20 protein-coding genes are annotated in these 21,640 nt (G+C 68.5%); 10 read left to right on the forward strand and 10 right to left on the reverse strand.

The window, feature by feature from the left end:
- Positions 1-48 precede the first annotated feature (48 nt).
- The 3 genes from zwf to tkt are packed head-to-tail and all read right to left on the reverse strand — an operon-like array spanning position 49 to position 4,854.
- The gene (gene zwf / locus CA982_RS11380; protein WP_086535442.1) at positions 49-1,620 is read right to left on the reverse strand and encodes a glucose-6-phosphate dehydrogenase; all 1,572 of its coding nucleotides are present in this window, start codon (positions 1,618-1,620) and stop codon (positions 49-51) included.
- Between the two features lie 7 nt (positions 1,621-1,627).
- Positions 1,628-2,749: a transaldolase gene (gene tal, locus CA982_RS11385; RefSeq protein WP_086535443.1), complete on the reverse strand. Its 1,122-nt coding sequence runs from the start codon at positions 2,747-2,749 to the stop codon at positions 1,628-1,630.
- Between the two features lie 26 nt (positions 2,750-2,775).
- Positions 2,776-4,854, reverse strand: coding sequence for a transketolase (gene tkt, locus CA982_RS11390; RefSeq protein WP_086535444.1), 2,079 nt, complete (start codon positions 4,852-4,854; stop codon positions 2,776-2,778).
- Positions 4,855-5,180: 326 nt separating this feature from the next.
- Between tkt and CA982_RS11395 the strand changes: the two genes are divergently transcribed.
- Complete coding sequence (locus CA982_RS11395; RefSeq protein WP_086535445.1) at positions 5,181-6,176, forward strand: heme o synthase; 996 nt, start codon at positions 5,181-5,183, stop codon at positions 6,174-6,176.
- Positions 6,177-6,183: 7 nt separating this feature from the next.
- On the opposite strand, the gene CA982_RS11400 is transcribed toward CA982_RS11395, so the two are convergent.
- Positions 6,184-7,158 carry a quinone oxidoreductase family protein gene (locus CA982_RS11400; protein ID WP_086535446.1) on the reverse strand — a complete coding sequence of 325 codons (975 nt, stop codon included), beginning with the start codon at positions 7,156-7,158 and terminating at the stop codon, positions 6,184-6,186.
- Positions 7,159-7,190: 32 nt separating this feature from the next.
- On the opposite strand from CA982_RS11400, the gene CA982_RS11405 reads away from it, so the two are divergent.
- Entirely contained in the window at positions 7,191-7,577 is a 387-nt protein-coding gene (locus CA982_RS11405; protein WP_086535447.1) for a hypothetical protein, read from the forward strand.
- 13 nt (positions 7,578-7,590) lie between these two features.
- Here CA982_RS11405 and CA982_RS11410 read toward each other — a convergent pair whose 3' ends face one another.
- From CA982_RS11410 to mptB, 4 genes are all read right to left on the reverse strand, one after another.
- Complete coding sequence (locus CA982_RS11410) at positions 7,591-8,664, reverse strand: COX15/CtaA family protein (RefSeq protein WP_086535526.1); 1,074 nt, start codon at positions 8,662-8,664, stop codon at positions 7,591-7,593.
- Positions 8,661-9,476, reverse strand: coding sequence for an ABC transporter permease (locus tag CA982_RS11415; RefSeq protein ID WP_086535448.1), 816 nt, complete (start codon positions 9,474-9,476; stop codon positions 8,661-8,663). The genes CA982_RS11410 and CA982_RS11415 overlap by 4 nt, the downstream gene beginning before the upstream one ends.
- Positions 9,473-10,462, reverse strand: coding sequence for an ABC transporter ATP-binding protein (locus CA982_RS11420; RefSeq protein ID WP_425269072.1), 990 nt, complete (start codon positions 10,460-10,462; stop codon positions 9,473-9,475). The genes CA982_RS11415 and CA982_RS11420 overlap by 4 nt, the downstream gene beginning before the upstream one ends.
- Positions 10,463-10,570: 108 nt before the next feature.
- Positions 10,571-12,400, reverse strand: coding sequence for a polyprenol phosphomannose-dependent alpha 1,6 mannosyltransferase MptB (gene mptB / locus CA982_RS11425; protein WP_086535450.1), 1,830 nt, complete (start codon positions 12,398-12,400; stop codon positions 10,571-10,573).
- 133 nt (positions 12,401-12,533) lie between these two features.
- On the opposite strand from mptB, the gene CA982_RS11430 reads away from it, so the two are divergent.
- The 8 genes from CA982_RS11430 (at position 12,534) to CA982_RS11465 (ending at position 19,556) form a co-directional block, all read left to right on the forward strand.
- Positions 12,534-13,400, forward strand: coding sequence for a helix-turn-helix transcriptional regulator (locus tag CA982_RS11430; RefSeq protein WP_086535451.1), 867 nt, complete (start codon positions 12,534-12,536; stop codon positions 13,398-13,400).
- Positions 13,397-14,845: a Fe-S cluster assembly protein SufB gene (gene sufB, locus CA982_RS11435; protein WP_058250379.1), complete on the forward strand. Its 1,449-nt coding sequence runs from the start codon at positions 13,397-13,399 to the stop codon at positions 14,843-14,845. The genes CA982_RS11430 and sufB overlap by 4 nt, the downstream gene beginning before the upstream one ends.
- A complete protein-coding gene (gene sufD, locus CA982_RS11440; RefSeq protein ID WP_086535452.1) occupies positions 14,845-16,032 on the forward strand; it encodes a Fe-S cluster assembly protein SufD in 1,188 nt (395 codons plus the stop codon). The genes sufB and sufD overlap by 1 nt, the downstream gene beginning before the upstream one ends.
- A gap of 66 nt (positions 16,033-16,098) precedes the next feature.
- Positions 16,099-16,872 carry a Fe-S cluster assembly ATPase SufC gene (gene sufC, locus CA982_RS11445; protein WP_086535453.1) on the forward strand — a complete coding sequence of 258 codons (774 nt, stop codon included), beginning with the start codon at positions 16,099-16,101 and terminating at the stop codon, positions 16,870-16,872.
- A gap of 44 nt (positions 16,873-16,916) precedes the next feature.
- Positions 16,917-18,206 carry a cysteine desulfurase gene (locus tag CA982_RS11450; RefSeq protein WP_086535527.1) on the forward strand — a complete coding sequence of 430 codons (1,290 nt, stop codon included), beginning with the start codon at positions 16,917-16,919 and terminating at the stop codon, positions 18,204-18,206.
- A 3-nt stretch (positions 18,207-18,209) separates the two neighbouring features.
- Positions 18,210-18,677, forward strand: coding sequence for a Fe-S cluster assembly sulfur transfer protein SufU (gene sufU, locus CA982_RS11455; RefSeq protein ID WP_086535454.1), 468 nt, complete (start codon positions 18,210-18,212; stop codon positions 18,675-18,677).
- Entirely contained in the window at positions 18,674-19,063 is a 390-nt protein-coding gene (locus CA982_RS11460) for a metal-sulfur cluster assembly factor (RefSeq protein WP_086535455.1), read from the forward strand. Before sufU ends, CA982_RS11460 begins: the two co-directional genes overlap by 4 nt.
- Before the next feature lie 100 nt (positions 19,064-19,163).
- Positions 19,164-19,556 carry a DnaJ family domain-containing protein gene (locus CA982_RS11465; protein WP_086535456.1) on the forward strand — a complete coding sequence of 131 codons (393 nt, stop codon included), beginning with the start codon at positions 19,164-19,166 and terminating at the stop codon, positions 19,554-19,556.
- Here CA982_RS11465 and CA982_RS11470 read toward each other — a convergent pair whose 3' ends face one another.
- The gene (locus CA982_RS11470; RefSeq protein WP_086535457.1) at positions 19,557-20,684 is read right to left on the reverse strand and encodes a lycopene cyclase family protein; all 1,128 of its coding nucleotides are present in this window, start codon (positions 20,682-20,684) and stop codon (positions 19,557-19,559) included.
- A gap of 58 nt (positions 20,685-20,742) precedes the next feature.
- Positions 20,743-21,555 carry an SDR family oxidoreductase gene (locus tag CA982_RS11475; protein ID WP_086535458.1) on the reverse strand — a complete coding sequence of 271 codons (813 nt, stop codon included), beginning with the start codon at positions 21,553-21,555 and terminating at the stop codon, positions 20,743-20,745.
- Positions 21,556-21,640 lie beyond the last annotated feature (85 nt).

Below are 21,640 nucleotides of genomic sequence, written 5' to 3' on the forward strand. Positions count from 1 at the left end.
GGGTGGCCTCCTGAACGGACCGGTCGGTGAGGGCGTGCGGACTTCTCGTCACGGCCGGCGCCACGCGCGACCGGTGCGGGCCATCATCTCCTCGGCCGAACGCGGACCCCACGTCCCGGACTCGTAGGTGTCGGGCGACCCCGACGCGGCCCAGTGCTCGAGTACCGGATCGAGGATGCGCCATGACAACTCGACCTCCTCGTTGACGGGGAACAGCGACGGTTCACCCAGCAGGACATCGAGGATGAGCCGCTCGTAGGCCTCCGGCGACGCCTCGGTGAAAGCGGTGCCGTAGCTGAAGTCCATGTTGACGTCCCGGACCTCCATACTCGACCCGGGGACCTTCGAACCGAAGCGCAGGGTGATGCCCTCGTCCGGCTGGACCCGGATGACCAGCGCGTTCTGGCTGAGCTCCTCGGTCATGGTCTGATCGAACGGCAGGTGCGGAGCGCGTTTGAAGACGAGCGCGATCTCGGTGACCCGGCGCCCCAGCCGCTTGCCGGTGCGGAGATAGAACGGCACGCCCGCCCAGCGGCGGGAGTCGACCTCGAGGGCGATGGCGGCGAAGGTCTCGGTCGTCGAGTCCTTCGCGAAGCCCTCTTCCTCCTTGAGGCCGGGAACCTTCTCGCTGCCCTGCCAACCGGGTCCGTACTGGCCGCGCGCGGTGTTCTCGTCGACCGGCAGGACGTTGCGCGTCGCGGCGAGGACCTTGATCTTCTCGGCCTGTAACTGCTTGGGCTCGAAGGAGATCGGCTCTTCCATCGCGACCAGGGCCATGAGCTGCAGCAGATGGTTCTGGATGACGTCGCGGGCCGCGCCGATGCCGTCGTAGTAACCCGCCCGGCCGCCGAGACCGATGTCCTCGGCCATGGTGATCTGGACGTGGTCGACGTAATGCGAACTCCACAGCGGGTCGAACAGCTGGTTGGCGAACCGCAGGGCCAGGATGTTCTGGACCGTCTCCTTGCCCAGATAGTGATCGATGCGGAACACCGATGACTCCGGGAAGACGTTGTTGACGATCGAATTGAGCTCGCGCGCGGACTCGAGGTCGTGACCGAACGGCTTCTCGATCACCACCCGCCGCCAGCTGTCCCCGGTCGGGGCGGCGAGCCCGCTGCGTTCGAGCTGCTCGCAGACCTCGGGGAACGCCTTGGGCGGGATCGACAGGTAGAACGCATGATTGCCGTCGGTACCGCGTTCGACGTCGAGCGACTTGAGCGTGTCCCGCAACGTGTCGAAGGCGGCGTCGTCGTCGAAGGCGCCCTGTACGAACCGGAATCCCTCGGCCAGGCGTTCCCACACCTCTTCGCGGAATCCGGTTCGTGCGTGTTCCCGGACGGCGTCGTGGACGACGGCGCTGAAGTCCTCGTCGGTCCACTCGCGCCGGGCGAACCCGACGAGGGCGAACGACGGCGGCAGGAGGCCGCGGTTGGCGAGGTCGTAGACCGCCGGCATCAACTTCTTGCGTGCCAGGTCACCGGTGACCCCGAAGATGACCAGGCTGCACGGTCCCGCGATGCGCGGCAGCCGCTTGTCCTGTGGGTCCCGGAGCGGATTGGTCCACGTACCAGGGTCGGTCCGAGTACCGGATCCGCCTGAACCCTCGCCTCCGGCCACCTGCGCGTCAGCCCTTGTTCGCCGCGGACAGTTGTTCGGCGGTCGCGCTCAGCAGATCGTTCCACGCGTCCTCGAACTTGCTGACACCCTCGTTCTCGAGGACCAGGAAGACGTCGGTCAGATCGACGCCCACCGCGGCGATCTTGTCGAAGATCTCCTGCGACTCCGCGGCGCGACCGATGATGGACTCGGTGTTCACCCAGCCGTGGTCGGCGAAGGCGTCCATCGTCTTGCCGGGCATCGTGTTGACCGTGTTCGGTGCGATGAGTTCGCTCACGTACAGGGTGTCCGGGTAGTCCGGGTTCTTCACACCGGTCGACGCCCACAGGGCGCGCTGTGGCCGGGCGCCCTTGGCGAGCAGGTCGGGGAAGCGGGATTCGACCTCGAAGACCTGCTGGTACGCCGAGTACGCGAGGCGCGCGTTGGCCAGTGCCGCCTTGCCCTTCAGGTCGACGGCTTCCGGGGTTCCGATGGCGTCGAGTCGCTTGTCGATCTCGGTGTCCACCCGCGACACGAAGAACGACGCGACCGAGTGGATGCGCGAGAGGTCGTGCCCGGCCTGTGCCGCGGCGTCGAGGCCGTCGAGATAGGCCTCGATGACTTTCTCGTAGCGCTCGACCGAGAAGATCAGCGTGACGTTCACGCTGATGCCCTCGGCGATGACCTTGCTGATCGCGGGGAGCCCGGCCTCGGTGGCGGGGATCTTGATCAGCAGGTTCGGCCGGTCGACGATCTTCCACAGCTCGACGGCCTGCGCGACCGTCGCATCGGTGTCGTGGGCCAGGCGCGGGTCGACCTCGATCGACACGCGTCCGTCGACGCCGTCGGTCGACTCGAAGGTCGGGGCGAGGACGTCACAGGCGTTGCGCACGTCGTCGGTGGTGACCGTCCGGATGGTGGCGTCGACATCGGCGCCTCGTGCGGCCAACTCGTTGACCTGGTCGTCGTAGGCGTTGCCCGTCGACAGCGCGGCCTGGAAGATCGACGGGTTGGTGGTCACCCCGACGACCGACTTGGTTGCGATGAGATCCGCGAGATCGCCTGAGCTGATCAGGTCCCGGGACAGGTCGTCCAGCCACACCGACACTCCGGCGGCGGACAGTTCGGCGAGCTTCTCGTTCTGGGTCACGATTCTCTCCTCTGGGTTGTGGGCGCTCAGCCGGCGACGGCGCGCTCGGCGGCCGCGGTCACGGCCTCGGCGGTGATGCCGAACTTGGTGAACAGCACCTTGTAGTCGGCGGAGGCCCCGAAGTGCTCGATCGAGACGATCTCGCCACCGGCACCGACGATGCGGTACCACGGCATGGCGATGCCGGCTTCGACGGCGACGCGCGGAACCGACGGCGGCAGCACGTGGTCGCGGTACCCCTGCGGTTGCTCGTCGAACCACTCGACACAGGGCATCGAGACGACGCGCGCCTTGATTCCCTTCTCCGCCAGCGCCTTCTGTGCGTCGACGGCGAGGTACACCTCGGAGCCGGTGCCGATGAGCACGACGTGGGGGTCACCCTCGGAGTCGCTCAGGACGTATCCGCCGTTCGCGACGCCCTGCGCCGAGGTGCCCTCGAGGATCGGGATGTTCTGACGGGTGAGCGCCAGGCCGACCGGGTGATTGCGACGGGTGAGCAGGTGCTGCCACGCGTAGGCGGTCTCGTTGGCGTCGGCCGGACGCACGACGTCGAGGTTCGGGATCGCGCGCAGCGCGGCCAGGTGCTCGATCGGCTGATGGGTCGGGCCGTCCTCGCCCAGACCGATCGAGTCGTGGGTCCAGACGTAGATCGGGTCGATCTCCATCAGTGCCGCGAGGCGAACCGCGGGACGCATGTAGTCGGCGAACTGGAGGAAGGTGCCGCCGTAGGCGCGGGTCGGGCCGTGCAGGGCGATGCCCGACAGGATCGATCCCATCGCGTGCTCACGCACGCCGAAGTGCAGGGTGCGGCCGTACGGATTCGCCGACCACTTCTTGGTGCTGATCGACGTCGGTCCGAACGACGGCTCACCGTCCATCGTGGTGTTGTTCGAGCCGGCCAGGTCGGCCGAACCGCCCCACAGCTCGGGCAGCACGGGCGCGAGTGCGCCGAGGACCTTGCCCGACGCGCTGCGGGTCGCGACGTCCTTGTCGCCCACGTTCCAGCTGGGCAGCACGTCGGTCCAGCCCTCGGGAAGTTCGTGGGCGGTCAGCCGGTCGAACAGCTTCTTCGCGTCGGGGTTCTTCTCCGCCCAGGCGTCGAACGACGACGTCCACGCGGTGCGCTCCTCGGCTCCGCGGTCGACGAGCTTGCGGGTGTGGCCGATCACCTCATCGGTGACCTCGAAGTTCTTGTCCGGGTCGAACCCGAGGACCTTCTTCGTCGCCGCGACCTCGTCTTCGCCGAGAGCCGCGCCGTGGGCCATGCCGGTGTTCATCATGTTCGGCGCGGGGTAGCCGATGATCGTGCGCAGGCAGATGATCGACGGCCGGTCGATGACCTGCTGGGCCGCCTTGATCGCCGCCTCGATCGCGACGATGTCCTCGCCGCCCGCCACGGTCTGCACGTGCCACCCGTAGGCCTCGTAGCGCTTGGCGACATCCTCCGACAGCGCGATGTCGGTGTCGTCCTCGATCGAGATCTGGTTCTGGTCGTAGAAGACGATCAGGTTGCCGAGCTGCTGGGTGCCGGCCAGCGAGCTGGCCTCCGACGTCACGCCCTCTTCGATGTCACCGTCCGAGGCGACGACGTAGATGTAGTGGTCGAACGGGCTCTGTCCGGGCGCCGCGTCGGGGTCGAACAGGCCACGTTCGCGACGGGCGGCCATCGCCATACCGACCGACGAGGCCAGACCCTGACCCAGCGGTCCGGTGGTGATCTCGACGCCGCGCGTGTGGCGGAACTCGGGGTGGCCGGGCGTGAGGGAGTCCCAGGTCCGCAGTGCCTCGAGATCGGAGAGCTCGAGTCCGAAGCCACCGAGATAGAGCTGGATGTAGAGCGTGAGGCTCGAATGCCCGCAGGAGAGCACGAAGCGATCGCGGCCGGCCCAGTCGGTATCGGTCGGGTCGTGGCGCATCACGCGCTGGAACAGGGTGTAGGCGAGCGGCGCGAGGCTCATCGCGGTGCCGGGATGACCGCTTCCGCACTTCTGCACTGCGTCGGCCGCCAGGATCCGGGCCGTGTCGACGGCCCGGGTGTCGAGGTCGGTCCAGTCGTCCGGGTGACGGGGGGTGGTCAATGCGCGGATCTCGTCTGTGTCGGCCACGATGCTGATTGTCTCCTGTGCCTGCTCGGTGCGATTCGTACTCGGTCCGTCTTGTACAAGTGGCGATCGGTACTGGGGGCTATCCGTATTCGGGCAACCGACGATCGTCGGCGCGTACGAGTCCAGAGTAATCGGCGCCGGGCGCGCGCTGCGCGGCGACCGATGGTTACCGGCGAGTTCGGGTGTCGTCGCCGGTCGTGGGCCCGCCCGCATCGTCGCCCCGCCTCGATTCACGGTTCGCAAAGGCAAACGTCTACCATGCTCTGTAGTAGCCCGCGGGCGTCTGTGCGGGCGGACGAGGAGTGTTCGTGAGGATAGGGGAGCGTGTGAGCGGGGACAGTTCCGCCGCATCTCACTCGACCGACACCGCATCGAATCCGCAGGTATCGACCGATCCGGTCGCGCCGGCCGATCAGTCGTGGGCCGGGCGCGTGCGTGCGACGGTTCTCGCCTACATCGCACTGACCAAGCCGCGTGTCATCGAGTTGCTTCTCGTCGCGACGATTCCGGTCATGCTGCAAGCCGACCGCGGCCACGTCGACATCGCGGTCATCGCATTCACCCTGATCGGCGGCTGGCTCGGAGCCGGGAGCGCCAACACGCTCAACATGGTGGCCGACGCCGACATCGACAAGAAGATGAAGCGCACCGCCCGGCGTCCGCTGGCGCGCCGTGCCGTCGCGACCCGCAGCGCCCTCATCTTCGGTCTCCTGCTGTGGGCGGCGTCGTTCGCAGTGCTGTACTTCGCCGCCAATCTGCTCTCGGCGCTGCTCGTCTCGGCGACGATCCTCTTCTACGTCGGCGTCTACACGCTCATCCTCAAGCGACGTACCTGGCAGAACGTGGTCTGGGGCGGTGCTGCCGGTTGTATGCCGACCCTCGTCGGCTGGGCCGCGGTCACCGGCTCGTTGAGCTGGCAGCCGATCGTGCTCTTCGCCGTCATCTTCTTCTGGACGCCACCGCACACCTGGGCGCTCGCGATGCGCTACAAGGAGGACTACAAGGCGGCCGGCGTGCCGATGCTCCCGGTCATCGCGACCGAGGAACGCGTCACCCGGCAGATGCTGATCTACACGTGGCTCACCGTGGTCAGCTCGCTCCTGCTCATCCCGGCGACCAGCTGGATCTACACCGTGATCGCGCTGGCTGCCGGTGGCTGGTTCCTCGAGCGCGTGCACAAGCTCTACCGCGACACCAAGCGTGGTGCCGAAGTCGCCCCGCTGAAGGTGTTCCTGCAGTCCAACGAGTATCTCGCCATCGTGTTCTGCGGACTCGCGATCGACGCGGTCGTCGGACTGCAGACCATCTCGTCGTACTTCTGAGACCGGCTCACACCCCGGCCGGCAGCAGCACCGTGGTGCCAGTCGTCACCCGAGCCTCCAGGTCGGCGTGCGCGGCTGCCGCATCCGCCAGTCGGTAACGCTGACCGACGCGCACCTCCACGTCGCCGTCGACGATCGCCTCGAAGTACTCCCCGGCTCGCCAGTCGAGTTCCTCGGCGGTGTCGGTGAAGTGGGCCAGCGTCGGCCGGGTGACCGACAGTGATCCCGCCGGGTTGAGCCGCTGGAGATCGAACGGCGGCACCGGACCGCTCGCTGCCCCGAAGAGCACGACCATCCCGCGGATGGCCGTCGACGCCAGGGACTGCTCGAAGGTGTCGGCGCCGACACCGTCGTAGACCACCGGCACGCCGCGCCCGTCGGTCAGGTCACGGACCCGGGAGCTGAGGTCCTCGCCGTAGCGCAGGACATGGTCGGCGCCCGCCGACCGGGAGAGCTCCTCCTTCTCGTCGGACGACACCGTCGTGATGACCGTCAGTCCGCGACGCTTGGCGAGCTGGGTGAGGATCAGTCCGACACCGCCGCCACCGGCGTGGACGAGGATCGGATCGCCGGCCTGTGGATGGGCACTCCCGTCGAGGAGGTAGTGCGCGGTGAGTCCGCGCAACAACGACGAGCCGGCGACCGCGTCGTCGATCGCGTCGGGTACCCGAACGGCCTTCGACGCCGGGACCGCGACGAGTTCGGCGTACGAACCGGGCGCCGCACACCACGCCACGCGCTGCCCCTCCTGCAGCGAGGTCACCTCCGAGCCGGTCGCGACGATGACGCCGGCGCCCTCGGTGCCGGGAACGTAGGGCGGCGTCGAGGGATACAGGCCGCGGCGCAGATACGTGTCGATGAAGTTCACGCCCACCGCGGAGGTCCGGACGATCACCTCGTCCGGAGCGGGAATCGGATCGTCGACGCTGCCGAAGGTCAGGACGTCGGGGCCGCCGTGGCGGGTCACCTGGATAGCTCGCACGACACCGTTCTACACGCCGACATCGCCCCGGTATGCTGACCCCCATGACGAACACCACCGCCGACGAGAACTCGAGCACGCAGCAGAAGGTCGAGGCACCCACCGAGGTCGTCGCCTCGGTACGCAAGTTCGTCGCACGCGAAGGTGGCAGCGCGAAGGTCGTCCTCCAGGCGATCGGCGACGCCGGTGTGCGGATCACGCTGGTCGGCGATGCGAACGGCATCCTCGGTGACCGGGTCGTACCCGATCTGGTGACCGCGCAGGCCGTGGTCGATGCAGTCGACGGTCTCGAGATCGCCGAGTGGGATCGCGACCTCACCTCGGAGACGACGGTGTCGACCTCGCACTACCGCAAGATGGCGGGGTGGGTCGCGCGACAGAAGCGTTTCCCGCGGGCGCGCAACCGCGCCATCCTCTGAGGCCTCGGCCGGATCAGGCAGACTCGCGCAGCGGGTCTGCCTTTTTCGTGGCCGTCTCCGCCGGGTCCGGGTTCTTCGCGACTGAGTTCTGGGCGACCAGGAGCTGCCAGGTGGCCCCGATCAGCAGGACCGCGCTGCCGAACATGTGCGCGATGACGAGCGCGATGGGCAGGTCGGTGGCGAACTGGACGAACCCGATCAGCCCCTGCAGCAGCAACAGCAGCATGAACACCACTGCCGACCGCTGCTGCGGCCGCGCGAAGACGCGGGCGTAGACGAGCGCCGCGATCGAGAGACCGACCAGGGCGAAGACCGCGTCGGCATGCAGCTGCGTCGCGTTGTCGGGGTCCAGACCGTTGCGCGGGGCGTCGGCATCACCGGCATGCGGCCCGGAACCGGTCACCACCGTGCCGAGGTAGATCGCCATCCAGGTGACCAGGTAGACGAGCCAGGCAAGGTAGATGCCCAGCCGGCGGGTCGCGGTCGGCGGGGCATCCGAGTCGGCCGCCTCGGGCGCGTTTGGCGCCGGATAGGGACGCATCCGGAAGACGAGCACCGCGGCCGCGGACACCAGGGCCATGGACAGCAGGAAGTGCAGCGCGACGACCCACGGGTTGAGCTGCGTGAGCACGGTGATACCGCCGATGACCCCCTGGAACGGGATGCCGAGCGCGATCAGGGTGACCAGCCACTTGTCGCGACGGGCGGATCCGGCGAAGCGGAGGACCGCGATCCAGGTCGCGATGGCGATGACGATCAGCACCCAGGTGAGCATGCGGTTGCCGAATTCGATGGCACCGTGCACGCCCAGTTCGCCATGCGGCACAAAGGATTCGTCGGTGCACCGCGGCCAGGTCGGGCATCCGAGTCCCGACCCGGTGACGCGGACGGCACCGCCGGTGGCGACGATGCCCACGTTCGAGATGAGCAGGGCGATCGCCCAGCGGTGCACGAATCGTGCCGTCGGCCGGCCGAAGCCGGGGACGAATCGCCACGGACCGGTCAGCGGGCGCGGGGCGTCGTCGGTGGACGAGGGTCGCGCACCGGACCGGGACCCGGCCGGTGCGTTCGAAGTATCGGATGTCATCGGAATCGGAACCACCTCACCGCCAAGGTGCCGGCCACCGCGGCCCACACCAGCAAGACACCCACCCCGAAGGCGTCGAACGAACCCTTGGAGGCCATCTCGAGAGCCTCACTCAGGGCCCCCGACGGGATGCACCGCGCGATCCAGTGCACGGCGTCGGGGACGTTGGAATCGACGACGACCAGACTGCCGAGGCCGATGAACGCGAACCACAGCAGATTCGCCAGCGCGAGGACGACTTCCGCCTTGAGCGTGCCGCCGAGCAGCAGGCCGAGCGCCGCGAAGCACGCGGTCCCGACCACCAGGACCACCGCGCCGATGAGCAGGCCGACGGGACTCGGGCGCCAGCCGAACGCGGCACCGATCGCGCCGAGGATCACCGACTGCAACGCGACCACCACGAGCACGGCGATCGATTTGCCGACGATGATCCCCCAGCGCGGGATCGGGGTGGCGCCGAGCCGTTTGAGTGCCCCGTAGCGACGGTCGAAGCCCACGGCGATCGCCTGTCCGGTGAACGCCGTCGACATCACCGCGACGGTCAGGATCGCCGGGACGAACAGCGCCGCCCGCTCTGCCGGGCCGGCGCCGAAGCCGGTGTCGATCGGCAGCAGGCACAAGCCGACGAGCAGCGTGATCGGGATGAACATCGTGAGGAGCAGTTGCTCGCCGTTGCGGAGCAGGAGCTTCAGTTCGAGCGTCGACTGGGCCGCGATCATCGCCGGCAGGGACGCCGGGCGCGGTGCTGGGCGGAACAGGCCGTCGGGGAACGTGCCGGAACGCTGCGCGTCGGTGGGAACGGAGGAGGTCACGGTCGTAGGGCCCGTCCGGTCAGGTCGAGGAAGACGTCTTCGAGGCTGCGGGTCTCGACCCGGAGATCGGTGGCGAGGACGTTGATCTTCGCGCACCACGCGGTCACGGTGGCCAGCACCTGCGGCGTCATCGGGCCGATCACCAGGTACGAACCCGGGGTGGCCTCGGTGCAGTGGTAATCCTCCGGCAGCGCCAGGACCAGCATCGACAGGTCGAGACCGCGCGGTGCGGTGAAACGCAGTTCGTTCTCCGCGCCCGTGCTGGTCAGGTCGGCGGGTGTGCCGTCGGCGACGACCCGCCCGTGGTCGATGATCGCGACGTGGTCGGCGAGTTCCTCGGCCTCGTCCATCAGGTGCGTGGTCAGCAGCACCGATGCGCCGTCGGCCCGCAGACGGTCGATGAGCTCCCAGACGACGAGCCGGGCGTGGGCGTCGAGCCCCGCGGTCGGTTCGTCGAGGAAGACCAGCTCGGGCCGGTTGACGACCGCACAGGCCAGCGCGAGCCGCTGCTGCTGGCCGCCGGACAGACGGCGGTAGGACGTCCGGCGCACCTCGGTCAGGCCGAGTGCCTCCAGGAGGAAGTCGGGATCGATGGGGTCGGCCGCGTACGCCGCGACCAGGCGCAGCATCTCCTCGGCGCGTGCGCCCGGGTAGGCGCCGCCGCCCTGCAGCATGACGCCGATGCGGCGCCGGAGCGCGTCGTTGTCGGCGACGGGGTCGAGGCCCAGGACGCGGACGGTGCCGGCGTCGGGCGTGGTGAATCCTTCGCAGATCTCGACGGTGGTCGTCTTGCCCGCTCCGTTGGGCCCGAGCAGGGCCAGGATCTCGCCGCGCCGCAGTGTGAGGTCGAGCCGGTCAACGGCGGTGCGGTCGCCGAAGCGCTTGACCAGACCGCTGATCTCGACCGCGGGACCGGTGGAACCGGGCCGATCCGCGGCGGCCTCGCCGGGGGCGGACCCGGGATCGCGGAGCCGACGATCGTTCACTCGATCGTCGTCGCTGATCTGCCGAGAGGTCGTGCTTCGCACACAGGTCAGACTAGGCGCTCGGAGCCCAGGGACGAAAAGCGGTGACCCGGCCCACCGCGCATGCGCTCATCGTCGTGCCGACGCCGGGTCGGCCGGGGTCTCGTGGTCGTCCGGAGCGGGTCCACGACGACGCCGGCGGCCGGGCGCGCGGTCCTCGAAGAACAGCGCGGTGAGAACCGCGACCATGATCACGCCGGCCAGAAGTCCTTGTGCCAGTACCACTCCGCTGGTGTTGGAACTGGTGGGCATCACCACGATGGCGATGATCGCCGACGCGGCGATGGTGGAGATCCGGAACCAGGCGCCGGTCGCCCACGCTGCCAGGGGGATCACAGCCCACAGGAGGTACCAGGCCTGGACGAACGGGAAGAACAGCACGACTGTGGCCATCGACACACCGAGGGCGCCGAGGGGATGGAGCCGGCCGCCGAGGGTGGCCAGCATCCACCGGACGATGAACAGTGCGGCGACGAGTTGTCCGATGGGGCGGGCCACCTCGAGGATCGCCTGGGTGTGCTCACCGAGCCCCAGGGTCACGCCGATCCGTCCGGTGGTCACCGACAGGAGGGTCGGCATCGACATCCAGGAGCGGACGATCTCACCCGTCGACAACGTGCCGGTCCAGCCGAAACCGAGCCCGGTGCCGAGCGAGATGCCCATCATCACGACGCCGAGGACCACCACGTAGAAGGCCGCGGACGCGCTCAGCATGTAGACCGACGAGCGCGACCGGTCCCACCACTCGCGGATGGGCGCGTGCCGGAGGGCGGGCAGGGTGGCACCCCAGCGCATCGCCAGGGCGATGCCGACGAAGCCCAGCGCGAGCATCGACGTGACCTTGATCATGGCCGACGCCGCGAGAACCGCGCCCCCGGCGATGAGGAGCCAGCCCGCCCGGGTGGGGACGAGGGTGCCGGGTCTGCGGAGGCGGTCGGCGCCGTAGATCGCGCGGAAACTCAGCTCGAGGCCGACGAGCATCAGCCCGAGCATCAGGGCCTCGTTGTGGATGCCGCCGACCAGATGCAGGATGACCAGCGGATTCATCGCGCCGAGCCATAGCGCGGCCACCGATGACACCCCGCAGCGTCGGGCGAGTCGGGGCAGTGCCCAGACGATGAGCGCCACACCGATCAACGCGACGATGCGGTGCAGGAAGATCGCGGCGGTGATGTTGTCGCCGGTGATCTTGGTGATGCCCTCGCCGATCCAGAGGAAGAACGGGCCGTAGGGCGCCGGGGTGTCCCGCCACAGGTTGGGGACCGAGCGGGTCAGGATGTGGTCGACGCCGAGTCCGCGGACCGGACTCACCGAGTACGGGTCCATCCCGCGGAACGCGATCGCACTCTGGGCCAGGTAGGAGTAGATGTCCTTGCTGAGCAGCGGGGGAGCCACGACGATCGGTGCGATCCACAGCATGAGGGTCCGGTCGGCCTGGCGGCGGCTCATCCGGCGCTCGGGGCTCCGGCCGTGCCGCACCTCGACGCTGAACCGGCCGACCGCGAACCGGCCGAGCAGCAGCCACGCGACGACGAGGGTGATCGCACCGCCGATCGACAGTGCGAGCGCGGTACCGAACATGCGCGACGGCAGCGACAGGACCCGCATCCCGGCGACCGGGTTCTGCAGCACCGGCACCGCCCCGGTGCCGAGGGCACCGATGAGGATCAGGACCGAACCGGTGGCGCCGAACAGCTTGATGCGGCGCAGCCTGCGGGTCTCCTCGGCGTTGAGCGGTCCGACCTCGCGCTCGTCGTCGTGCAGGCGGGCGACGGTCTTGCCGTAGTCGCCGCGATCGGTGTCCGCGGGAGCGGTGTCGGCGGGGCGCTGTTTGCGCAGCCCGAGATAGGTCAGCACGGCGAGCAGCCGGGTCCACACGAGTCCGAAGTAGTCCGGCACGCGGCGCGGAGCTGTGGTTTCGGGCACACGACGACTGTAATCGCCGGACGTGGTGGCCTCACGACCCCCTGCGATAAGGGCACCCTTGCTGGCAGCTGGGAAGCAATTACGTCACACTCGTGTTGTGAAAACCATGCGGAACGATGTTGTGCTGTCTTCGGACAGCGTCGGCGCCGTGCCCTCCGCTGGTACGGGAGCCGCGGGGACCGGTGCGGGGACGGCCGGTGGTGCCGACGCGCACCACGACGGTCAGACACGCGAGGCCGTGGTCACCCTGCTCGTCGAGGACGGCCCGCTCACCGCGGGCGACATCGGCGAGCGTCTCGGGATCTCGGCGGCCGGTGTCCGCCGCCATCTGGACGCCCTCGAGGGCGCGGGGGACATCGAGGTCGCCTCACCCGGTTTCGGCCAGCGCGGTCGCGGCCGCCCGGCCAAATACTTCCAGCTGACCGCCTCCGGGCGGGGCAAGATGCGGCACGCGTACGACGACCTGGCCGGCGCTGCGATGCGCAAGCTCCGCGATCTCGGCGGGTCCGACGCGGTCGCCGAATTCGCCCGCGAACGCGTCGAACGCATCGTGGCCGACGTCCGCCCCAGCACCGATCCGGTGACGGTCGCCGACACCGTCGAGGAGATCGCCGACGCGCTGACCAGCGCCGGGTACTCGACCAACACCCGTCAGGTCGGGACCGGCCTGCAGATCTGCCAGCACCACTGCCCGGTGGCACATGTCGCCACCGAGTTCCCGGAGCTGTGTGAGGCGGAGACCGCGGTCTTCACCGAACTCCTCGGCACGCACGTGCAGCGTCTGGCGACCATCGCCAACGGTGACTGCGCCTGCACCACCCACGTGCCGATCCACCCGCCGCCGGGCGGGACGCACGAGGACAGACCCGACCCGCCCGGGGCCGGCGCGGATCCCGATACCCAGCCCGTATCGCGCCGCGCGACCCCGATCCCGACACCGACCGCCACGACAACCCGAAAGGCCACGCGATGACTGTCACCGATCCGGCCACCCCGACCCCAGCGGCGCCCCTCACCCAAGAGGAGACGATCGCCGCCCTCGGCAAGTACGGCTACGGCTGGGCCGACTCCGACGTCGCGGGCGCGAGCGCCAAGCGCGGGCTGTCCCCGGCGGTCGTCGCCGACATCTCGGCGAAGAAGAGCGAGCCCGAGTGGATGCTCGAGCAGCGCCTCAAGGCACTCAAGATCTTCGACAAGAAGCCGATGCCGGGCTGGGGCGCGGGGCTCGAGGGCATCGACTTCGACAACATCAAGTACTTCGTGCGCTCCAGCGAGAAGCAGGCCGCCACGTGGGACGATCTGCCCGAGGACATCAAGAACACCTACGACAAGCTCGGCATCCCCGAGGCGGAGAAGCAGCGCCTGGTCTCCGGCGTCGCAGCGCAGTACGAGTCCGAGGTCGTCTACCACTCGATCCGTGAGGACCTCGAGAAGCAGGGCGTGATCTTCCTCGACACCGACACCGCGCTCAAGGAGCACCCGGAGATCTTCCAGCAGTACTTCGGGACCGTCATCCCCGCCGGTGACAACAAGTTCTCCGCGCTCAACACCGCGGTGTGGTCGGGCGGTTCGTTCATCTACGTGCCGCCGGGCGTCCACGTCGACATCCCGCTGCAGGCCTACTTCCGGATCAACACCGAGAACATGGGCCAGTTCGAGCGCACTCTGATCATCGTCGACGAGGGTGCCTACGTGCATTACGTCGAGGGCTGTACCGCGCCGATCTACAAGACGGACTCGCTGCACTCCGCCGTCGTCGAGATCATCGTCAAGAAGGGCGGCCGCTGCCGCTACACGACCATCCAGAACTGGTCGAACAACGTCTACAACCTGGTGACCAAGCGCGCGAAGGCCGAAGCCGGCGCGACCATGGAGTGGATCGACGGCAACATCGGTTCCAAGGTCACGATGAAGTACCCGGCCGTCTGGCTGACCGGCGAGCACGCCAAGGGTGAGGTCCTCTCGGTCGCGTTCGCGGGCGAGGGCCAGCATCAGGACACCGGCTCGAAGATGGTCCACCTGGCGCCGAACACCTCGAGCAACATCGTCTCCAAGTCGGTGGCGCGGGGCGGTGGACGCGCGTCCTACCGCGGTCTGATCAAGATCAACAACGGCGCACACGGCAGCCGGTCGACGGTCAAATGTGATGCGCTGCTGGTGGACACCATCTCCCGCAGTGACACCTACCCCTACGTCGACATCCGCGAGGACGACGTGACGATGGGCCACGAGGCGACCGTCTCGAAGGTCAGCGACGATCAGCTCTTCTACCTGATGAGCCGTGGTCTGACCGAGGACGAGGCGATGGCCATGGTGGTCCGCGGCTTCGTCGAGCCGATCGCCAAGGAACTCCCGATGGAATACGCGCTCGAGCTCAACCGCCTGATCGAGCTCCAGATGGAAGGAGCTGTCGGCTGATGGCCGATCCCACACTGCCCGTGTCCACGCCTGGTTCCCAGGCGCCTGTCGTCAACAAGGGTGAGCTGTTCACCTCGTTCGACGTCAACGCCTTCGAGGTGCCGAGTCCTCGTGAAGAGGCGTGGCGGTTCACCCCGTTCCGTCGTCTCCGCGGATTGCACGACGGAACCGCGCAGCGGACCGGCGAGTCGTCGACGATTGTCACCGGGGCGGCCGACGGTGTGACCGTCGAGACCGTCGGGCGTGACGACAAGCGCCTCGGTGAGGGCGGCGTGCCATTCGACCGTGTTGCCGCTCAGGCATATTCGTCGTTCACGCAGGCGACCGTGGTGACCGTGGGCCGCGAGGTCGAACTCGCCGACCCGGTCACCGTCACGGTCACCGGCCCCGGCGAGGGCGAGACCGCGTTCGGCCACACCCAGATCCGGCTGGAGGCGTTCGCCCGTGCGGTCGTCGTGCTCGACCAGAAGGGCAGCGGAACGTTCGCGGAGAACGTCGAGTTCGTCGTCGGCGACAGCGCGGCCCTGACCGTCGTGAACATCCACGACTGGGAGGACGACGCGGTCCATGTCGCGACGCACCATGTGCGCGCGGGCCGCGACTCGGTGGTCCGGCACTTCGCGATCAGCTTCGGCGGCAACCTGGTTCGCCTGTCGCCGATCGTCCACTACGACGCACCCGGCGGTGACGTCGAGCTGTGGGGTCTGTACTTCGCCGACGCCGGCCAGCACCTCGAGCAGCGCCTCCTCGTCGATCACAGCCAGCCGCACTGCCGTTCGAACGTCGTCTACAAGGGTGCGCTGCAGGGCGACGTCTCGGGTGATCGGACCCGAGAGGCCCACACCGTGTGGATCGGTGACGTGCTGATCCGCGCCGAGGCCGAGGGCACCGACACCTTCGAACTGAACCGCAACCTGGTGCTCACCGACAACGCGCGCGCCGACTCGGTGCCCAACCTCGAGATCGAGACCGGCGAGATCGTCGGCGCCGGGCACGCCAGTGCCACCGGACGTTTCGACGACGAGCAGCTGTTCTACCTGCAGGCCCGCGGTATCCCGGAGGATCAGGCCCGCCGTCTGGTCATCCGCGGCTTCTTCGGCGAGGTGATCGCCAAGATCGGTGTGCCCGAGCTGCGCGAGCGGCTCTCGGCCGCGGTCGAGCAAGAACTCGAACTGGCCGGCGCCTGACCGCCGTTCGCCCGCCGAACACCAGCCACACGAACGTCCCCAGCCCGGAGAAAGAATCCTGAGACTATGACCACACTGGAAATCCGCGATCTGCACGTCGACGTCGCGCAGACCGACACCGACGCCGAGCCCATCCACATCCTCAAGGGTGTCAACCTGACCGTGAAGTCGGGGGAGACCCACGCGATCATGGGCCCCAACGGTTCCGGCAAGTCGACGCTGTCCTATGCCATCGCCGGCCACCCCAAGTACGAGGTGACCTCCGGCTCCATCACCCTCGACGGTGAGGACGTGCTGGAGATGAGCGTCGACGAGCGTGCCCGCGCCGGACTGTTCCTGGCCATGCAGTACCCCGTCGAGGTGCCCGGCGTCTCGATGTCGAACTTCCTGCGGACCGCCGCCACCGCCGTGCGCGGTGAGGCGCCGAAGCTGCGCCACTGGGTCAAGGAGACCAAGGAGGCGATGACCTCGCTCGACATCGATCCGTCGTTCTCGGAGCGCAGCGTCAACGAGGGCTTCTCCGGCGGCGAGAAGAAGCGTCACGAGATCCTGCAGCTCGACCTGCTCAAGCCGCGCATCGCGATCCTCGACGAGACCGACTCCGGGCTGGACGTCGACGCCCTGCGCGTGGTCAGCGAGGGCGTGAACCGCTACAAGGACCGCGACAACGGCGGAATCCTGCTGATCACGCACTACACGCGCATCCTCCGCTACATCAAGCCGGACTTCGTGCACGTCTTCGTCAACGGACGGGTCGTCGAATCCGCCGGTCCCGAGCTCGCCGACGAGCTCGAGGAGAAGGGCTACGAGCGCTTCACCACGGCGGCCAAGGCCGGCTGAGCCACCCGACCGGTCCGAGTCCCTCAGTACAGGAGGTGTACCAGGTGACACTCTCGACAGAGGCAACGTCCGAGGCTCCCGCGGCACTGGACGTCGCCGCGTTGCGGGCCGACTTCCCGATCCTGTCGCGGACGGTGCGCGACGGGAAACCGTTGGTGTACCTGGATTCCGGCGCGACATCACAGCGTCCGGTCCAGGTGCTCGACGCCGAGCGGTATTTCCTCACGCATCACAACGCCGCGGTGCACCGCGGTGCGCATCAGCTCGCCGAGGAGGCGACCGACGCCTATGAGGACGCGCGCGAGGTCATCGCGGCGTTCGTGGGCGCCTCCGCCGACGAACTGGTGTTCACCAAGAACGCGACCGAGGCGCTCAACCTCGTGACCTACACCCTCGGCGACCCGCGGTCGGCAGATGTCCTCGGCGGGTCGGCGCTCGGCCCCGACGACACCGTCGTGATCACCGAGCTGGAGCACCACGCGAACCTCGTGCCGTGGCAGGAGCTGTGCCGCCGCACGGGCGCGACCCTGCGCTGGTACGGCGTGACCGACGACGGGCGGATCGACCTGGACTCGCTGACCCTCGACGAGTCGGTCAAGGTCGTCGCCTTCACGCACCAGTCGAATGTGACCGGCGCGGTCGCCGATGTGCCCGAACTCGTCGCGCGCGCCCGCGCGGTGGGGGCGCTCGTCGTGCTCGATGCGTGCCAGTCGGTTCCCCACATGGCCGTCGACTTCGGTGCTCTCGGCGTCGATTTCGCGGCCTTCTCAGGCCACAAGATGTTCGGGCCCAGCGGCGTCGGCGCCCTCTACGGCCGGTCGGATCTGCTGAATGCGTTGCCGCCGTTCATCACCGGCGGATCCATGATCGAGACCGTGACGATGGAGGCGTCGACCTACGCCCCGCCGCCCCAGCGATTCGAAGCCGGCGTCCCGATGACCTCGCAGGTGGTCGGGCTCGGTGCCGCGGTGCGGTATCTCACCGATCTCGGCATGGATGCCGTTGCGGCGCACGAGCACGCGCTCACCGTGCGGGCGCTGGACCAGCTGAGTGGCATCGACGGCGTGCGCATCATCGGCCCGTCGACCGCGGAGGATCGCGGTGGGGCCGTCGCGTTCCTCGTCGACGGCATCCACGCGCACGATCTCGGTCAGATCCTCGACGACGAGGGCGTCGCCATCCGGGTGGGTCACCACTGCACATGGCCGCTGCATCGCCGCTTCGGTGTCGCGGCGACCGCACGCGCATCGTTCGCCGCGTACAACACGTTCGCGGAGGTCGACGCGCTCGCCGCCGCCATCGTGAAGGCGCAGAAGTTCTTCGGGACGGTCTGAGCCATGCGGATGGAACAGATGTATCAGGAAGTGATCCTCGATCACTACAAACACCCGCATGGCCGCGGACTCCGTGAGCCGTTCGGCGCCGAAGTCCATCACGTCAATCCGACCTGTGGCGACGAAGTGACGCTGCGCGTGGCGGTGTCCGACGACGGCTCCAGCATCGACGACGTGTCCTACGACGGGCAGGGATGCTCGATCTCGCAGGCCTCGACATCGGTGCTGCACGATCTGATCGTCGGCCTGTCGGTCGGGGAAGCGCTGGCCACGGTCGAGTCGTTCAACTCGATGATGACCTCGCGCGGCAAGGACGCCGGGGACGAGGACGTCATCGGCGACGGGATCGCGTTCGCCGGGGTGAGTAAGTACCCGGCGCGCGTCAAATGCGCACTTCTGGGCTGGATGGCGTTCAAGGACGCACTCGCGCAGACGATGGACAGTCACGAGACACGAGCGGAGACAGCATGAGTGACGACACAGTGACCACCACCCCGACCGACACCGGCGTGACGGGGACACCTCCGGCACCCGCGACCTCGCTGCCTGCCATCGAGGATGTCGAAGAGGCCATGCGCGACGTCGTGGATCCCGAACTGGGCATCAACGTCGTCGATCTCGGCCTGGTCTACGGCATCGAGGTGACCGATGACGCGGTCGCCAAGATCGACATGACCCTCACTTCGGCGGCCTGTCCGCTGACCGACGTGATCGAGGACCAGTCCCGTGGGGCACTGGTCAGCAGCGGACTGTGCACCGAACTGGAGATCAACTGGGTCTGGCTGCCGCCGTGGGGCCCCGACAAGATCACCGACGACGGTCGCGAGCAGTTGCGCGCCCTCGGCTTCACCGTCTAGTAGACGCCTCTGGCATCCCGAGCGCCGGCTCCGGTCACGATCGATGACCGGGTCGGCGCTCGTCGGTTCCACGACACCTTCCGTGCGAGGAGTTGATCGCATGAGACGCTTCGAATCACGAGTCGAGCGGATGATCCGTGAGGCGACCGAACGCGGTGAGTTCGACGATCTGCCAGGTGCGGGCAAGCCGCTCGATCTCACCGACAGCGACGATCCCGACTGGTGGGTGAAACGCAAGATCCGCGACGAGAACCTGGATTCGTCCGCGTTGCTCCCCGCGCCGCTGCAGCTGCGTCGAGAGGCGCAGGACTTCCCGGGGTCGCTGGTCGACATCGCCGACGAGAACGCGGTCCGCGACATCCTCGTCGACTTCAATCGCCGTGTGCGCGAAGCCCATCTGGCGTCACGCCAGATCGCGCTGCCGCACAGTGTCGTCGCGCACACCGTCGACGTCGACGACATGATCCGGCGGTGGCGGGTGCTGCGGCGCTGATCAGTCGGCGTCGCCGGCCCACGCCGGCGTCGACATGGCGCCACGCGCCACGACGGCTCGGGTGCGCATGTCCACTGCCTTGATGACCCGCGTCATCGCGCCCATCGTGCCGGCGAGGTCGTCGCGCCCACTGAGGTAACTGCGTTGAGCGGCGATGGGCATCGCGAAGAACGCCTCGAAGAAGGCAATGGTCTGGGCCGGACCGAGTCGCAGCAGTGCGCTGAGCCCGCGTAGACGCAGATTGTGCACCGCTCGGGTGGACGACGGCCACAGATCGACGGCGGGGTCGCGACCCGCGGCCAGAGCGCCGACCACCGCGTCGGTGCACATGAGCGACGTCGCGACGCTGTAACCGGTCGTCGGGTTCTTGAAGCCGCCCGCGGCGCCGAATCGGAAGGTGGCATCGCGCCACGGTTGTGGCGACGAACCGGTCAGCGGGAAGTCCACGTGCTCGACCCGCCGGACGTCGGCGGGCATGCCGCCCAGGCGTGCGGCGAGTCGACGTTCGAGTTCGTCGAGGCCCAGCGCGGGATACCCGGCCAGGCAGGTCTCCTCGAGCAGGTACTCGCCGCCGCCGAGGGGAACGACGTACAGGAACGACGGCAGCGACCGGGGGTCGTCGGCGCCACCCCGCCAATCCATCAGCAGCGCTTCGTGGCCGGCCAGGATCGGTTCGGCGGTACGCGCATCGACGACGATCCCGAACGCGGTCTGCCGGGGCGCGTCATGGGGGAGCGCGCCCCGAGCGTCGACGACCGCGTCGCCGGTCAGGACCGTGCCGTCGTCGAGATGTACACGCGCGCCGTCGATCTCGATGACACGCGCGGCAACGGTCGCAACCCCGTCGAGTGACAGTGACCGTTGGAGGCCTGGAGTGTCGAAGACGGTGTAACCGCGGGCGACCTCCGCCAGATCCCGGCCCGCCACGCCGACCCCCTCGGTGCGGGCGGCGATCGCGGACGGTTCGATCCAGTGGGGCAGCTCGTCGGACCAGCAGGCGAACGTGGACCGCCAGACCCGATCGGGCGACGGGTCGACCAGCGTGACGGACACGCCGGCACGCACCAGTCGGTGCACGAGGGCGCGGCCGGCCGGTCCGGCCCCCGCGACGATGACTCCGGAACTCACACCCCGTCCTTCGTCGCGGGCGGCGATCCGGACGGGGGCGCGTCGTCGGGCAGGCGGATCACGAACCGCCCGTGGCCAGCATGCCACCGTCGACGGCGAGGGTCTCGCCGGTGATCCACGCCGACTCGTCGCTGGCCAGGAAGGCGACCGCACGGGCCACGTCTTCGGGTTCGCCGATCCGTTTCATCGGATACGAGGCCGCCGCGCGAGCCTCGTTGTTGCCCTCGGTGAACACCGATGCGAACTTGGTGCGGACGATCGAGGGGGCGATCGCATTGACCCGGATGTTCGGTCCGAGTTCCCAGGCGAGTTCGGCGGTGAGACGGATCAGCGCCGCCTTGGACGTGCCGTAGGCCGCGATGACGCCGGTCGACCGCAGGCCCGCGACGGACGAGATGTTGACGACCGACCCGCCGGTGTCCTTCATGCCCGCCCGATACGCCTCCTGGACGAATCCCAGCGCGGCGACCACGTTGGTGTCGAACGTCTTGCGGTAGGCGGACAGATCGGCATCCATCAGCGGGCCGGCCAGCGGTGCGATGCCGGTGTTGTTGACGAGGATGTGGATGCCGCCGCCCTGGGCGACGGCCGCGGCCACCGCGGCTGCCCGGTCGTCGGCGTCACCGGTGTTGCCCGCGCACGCCGAGACCGTCGCGCCGGGCACCGACTCCCGAATGCGGCCGGCGGCCTCCTCGAGCGGCTCGGCTTTGCGGCTCGTGATGACGACCGACGCACCACGTCGGGCGAGCTCGGTCGCGATCGCCTCACCGATGCCGCGACTGGCACCGGTGACGAGTGCGGAGCGGCCGGTCAGGTCGGAGGTCTGCGGGAAGTTCTGCGAAATCGTTGTGGAGTGCGTCACGTCCCACACCGTATCGGGCCACCATGTCACCGCGGGCGGACTCGCGCACGCGGTGCGCCGGCCTGTGGGTGGACAAACCAGTGGCGCGGCACCG

Origin of the sequence: Gordonia lacunae (genome assembly GCF_002149015.1) — a bacterium.
GTDB lineage: Bacteria > Actinomycetota > Actinomycetes > Mycobacteriales > Mycobacteriaceae > Gordonia > Gordonia lacunae.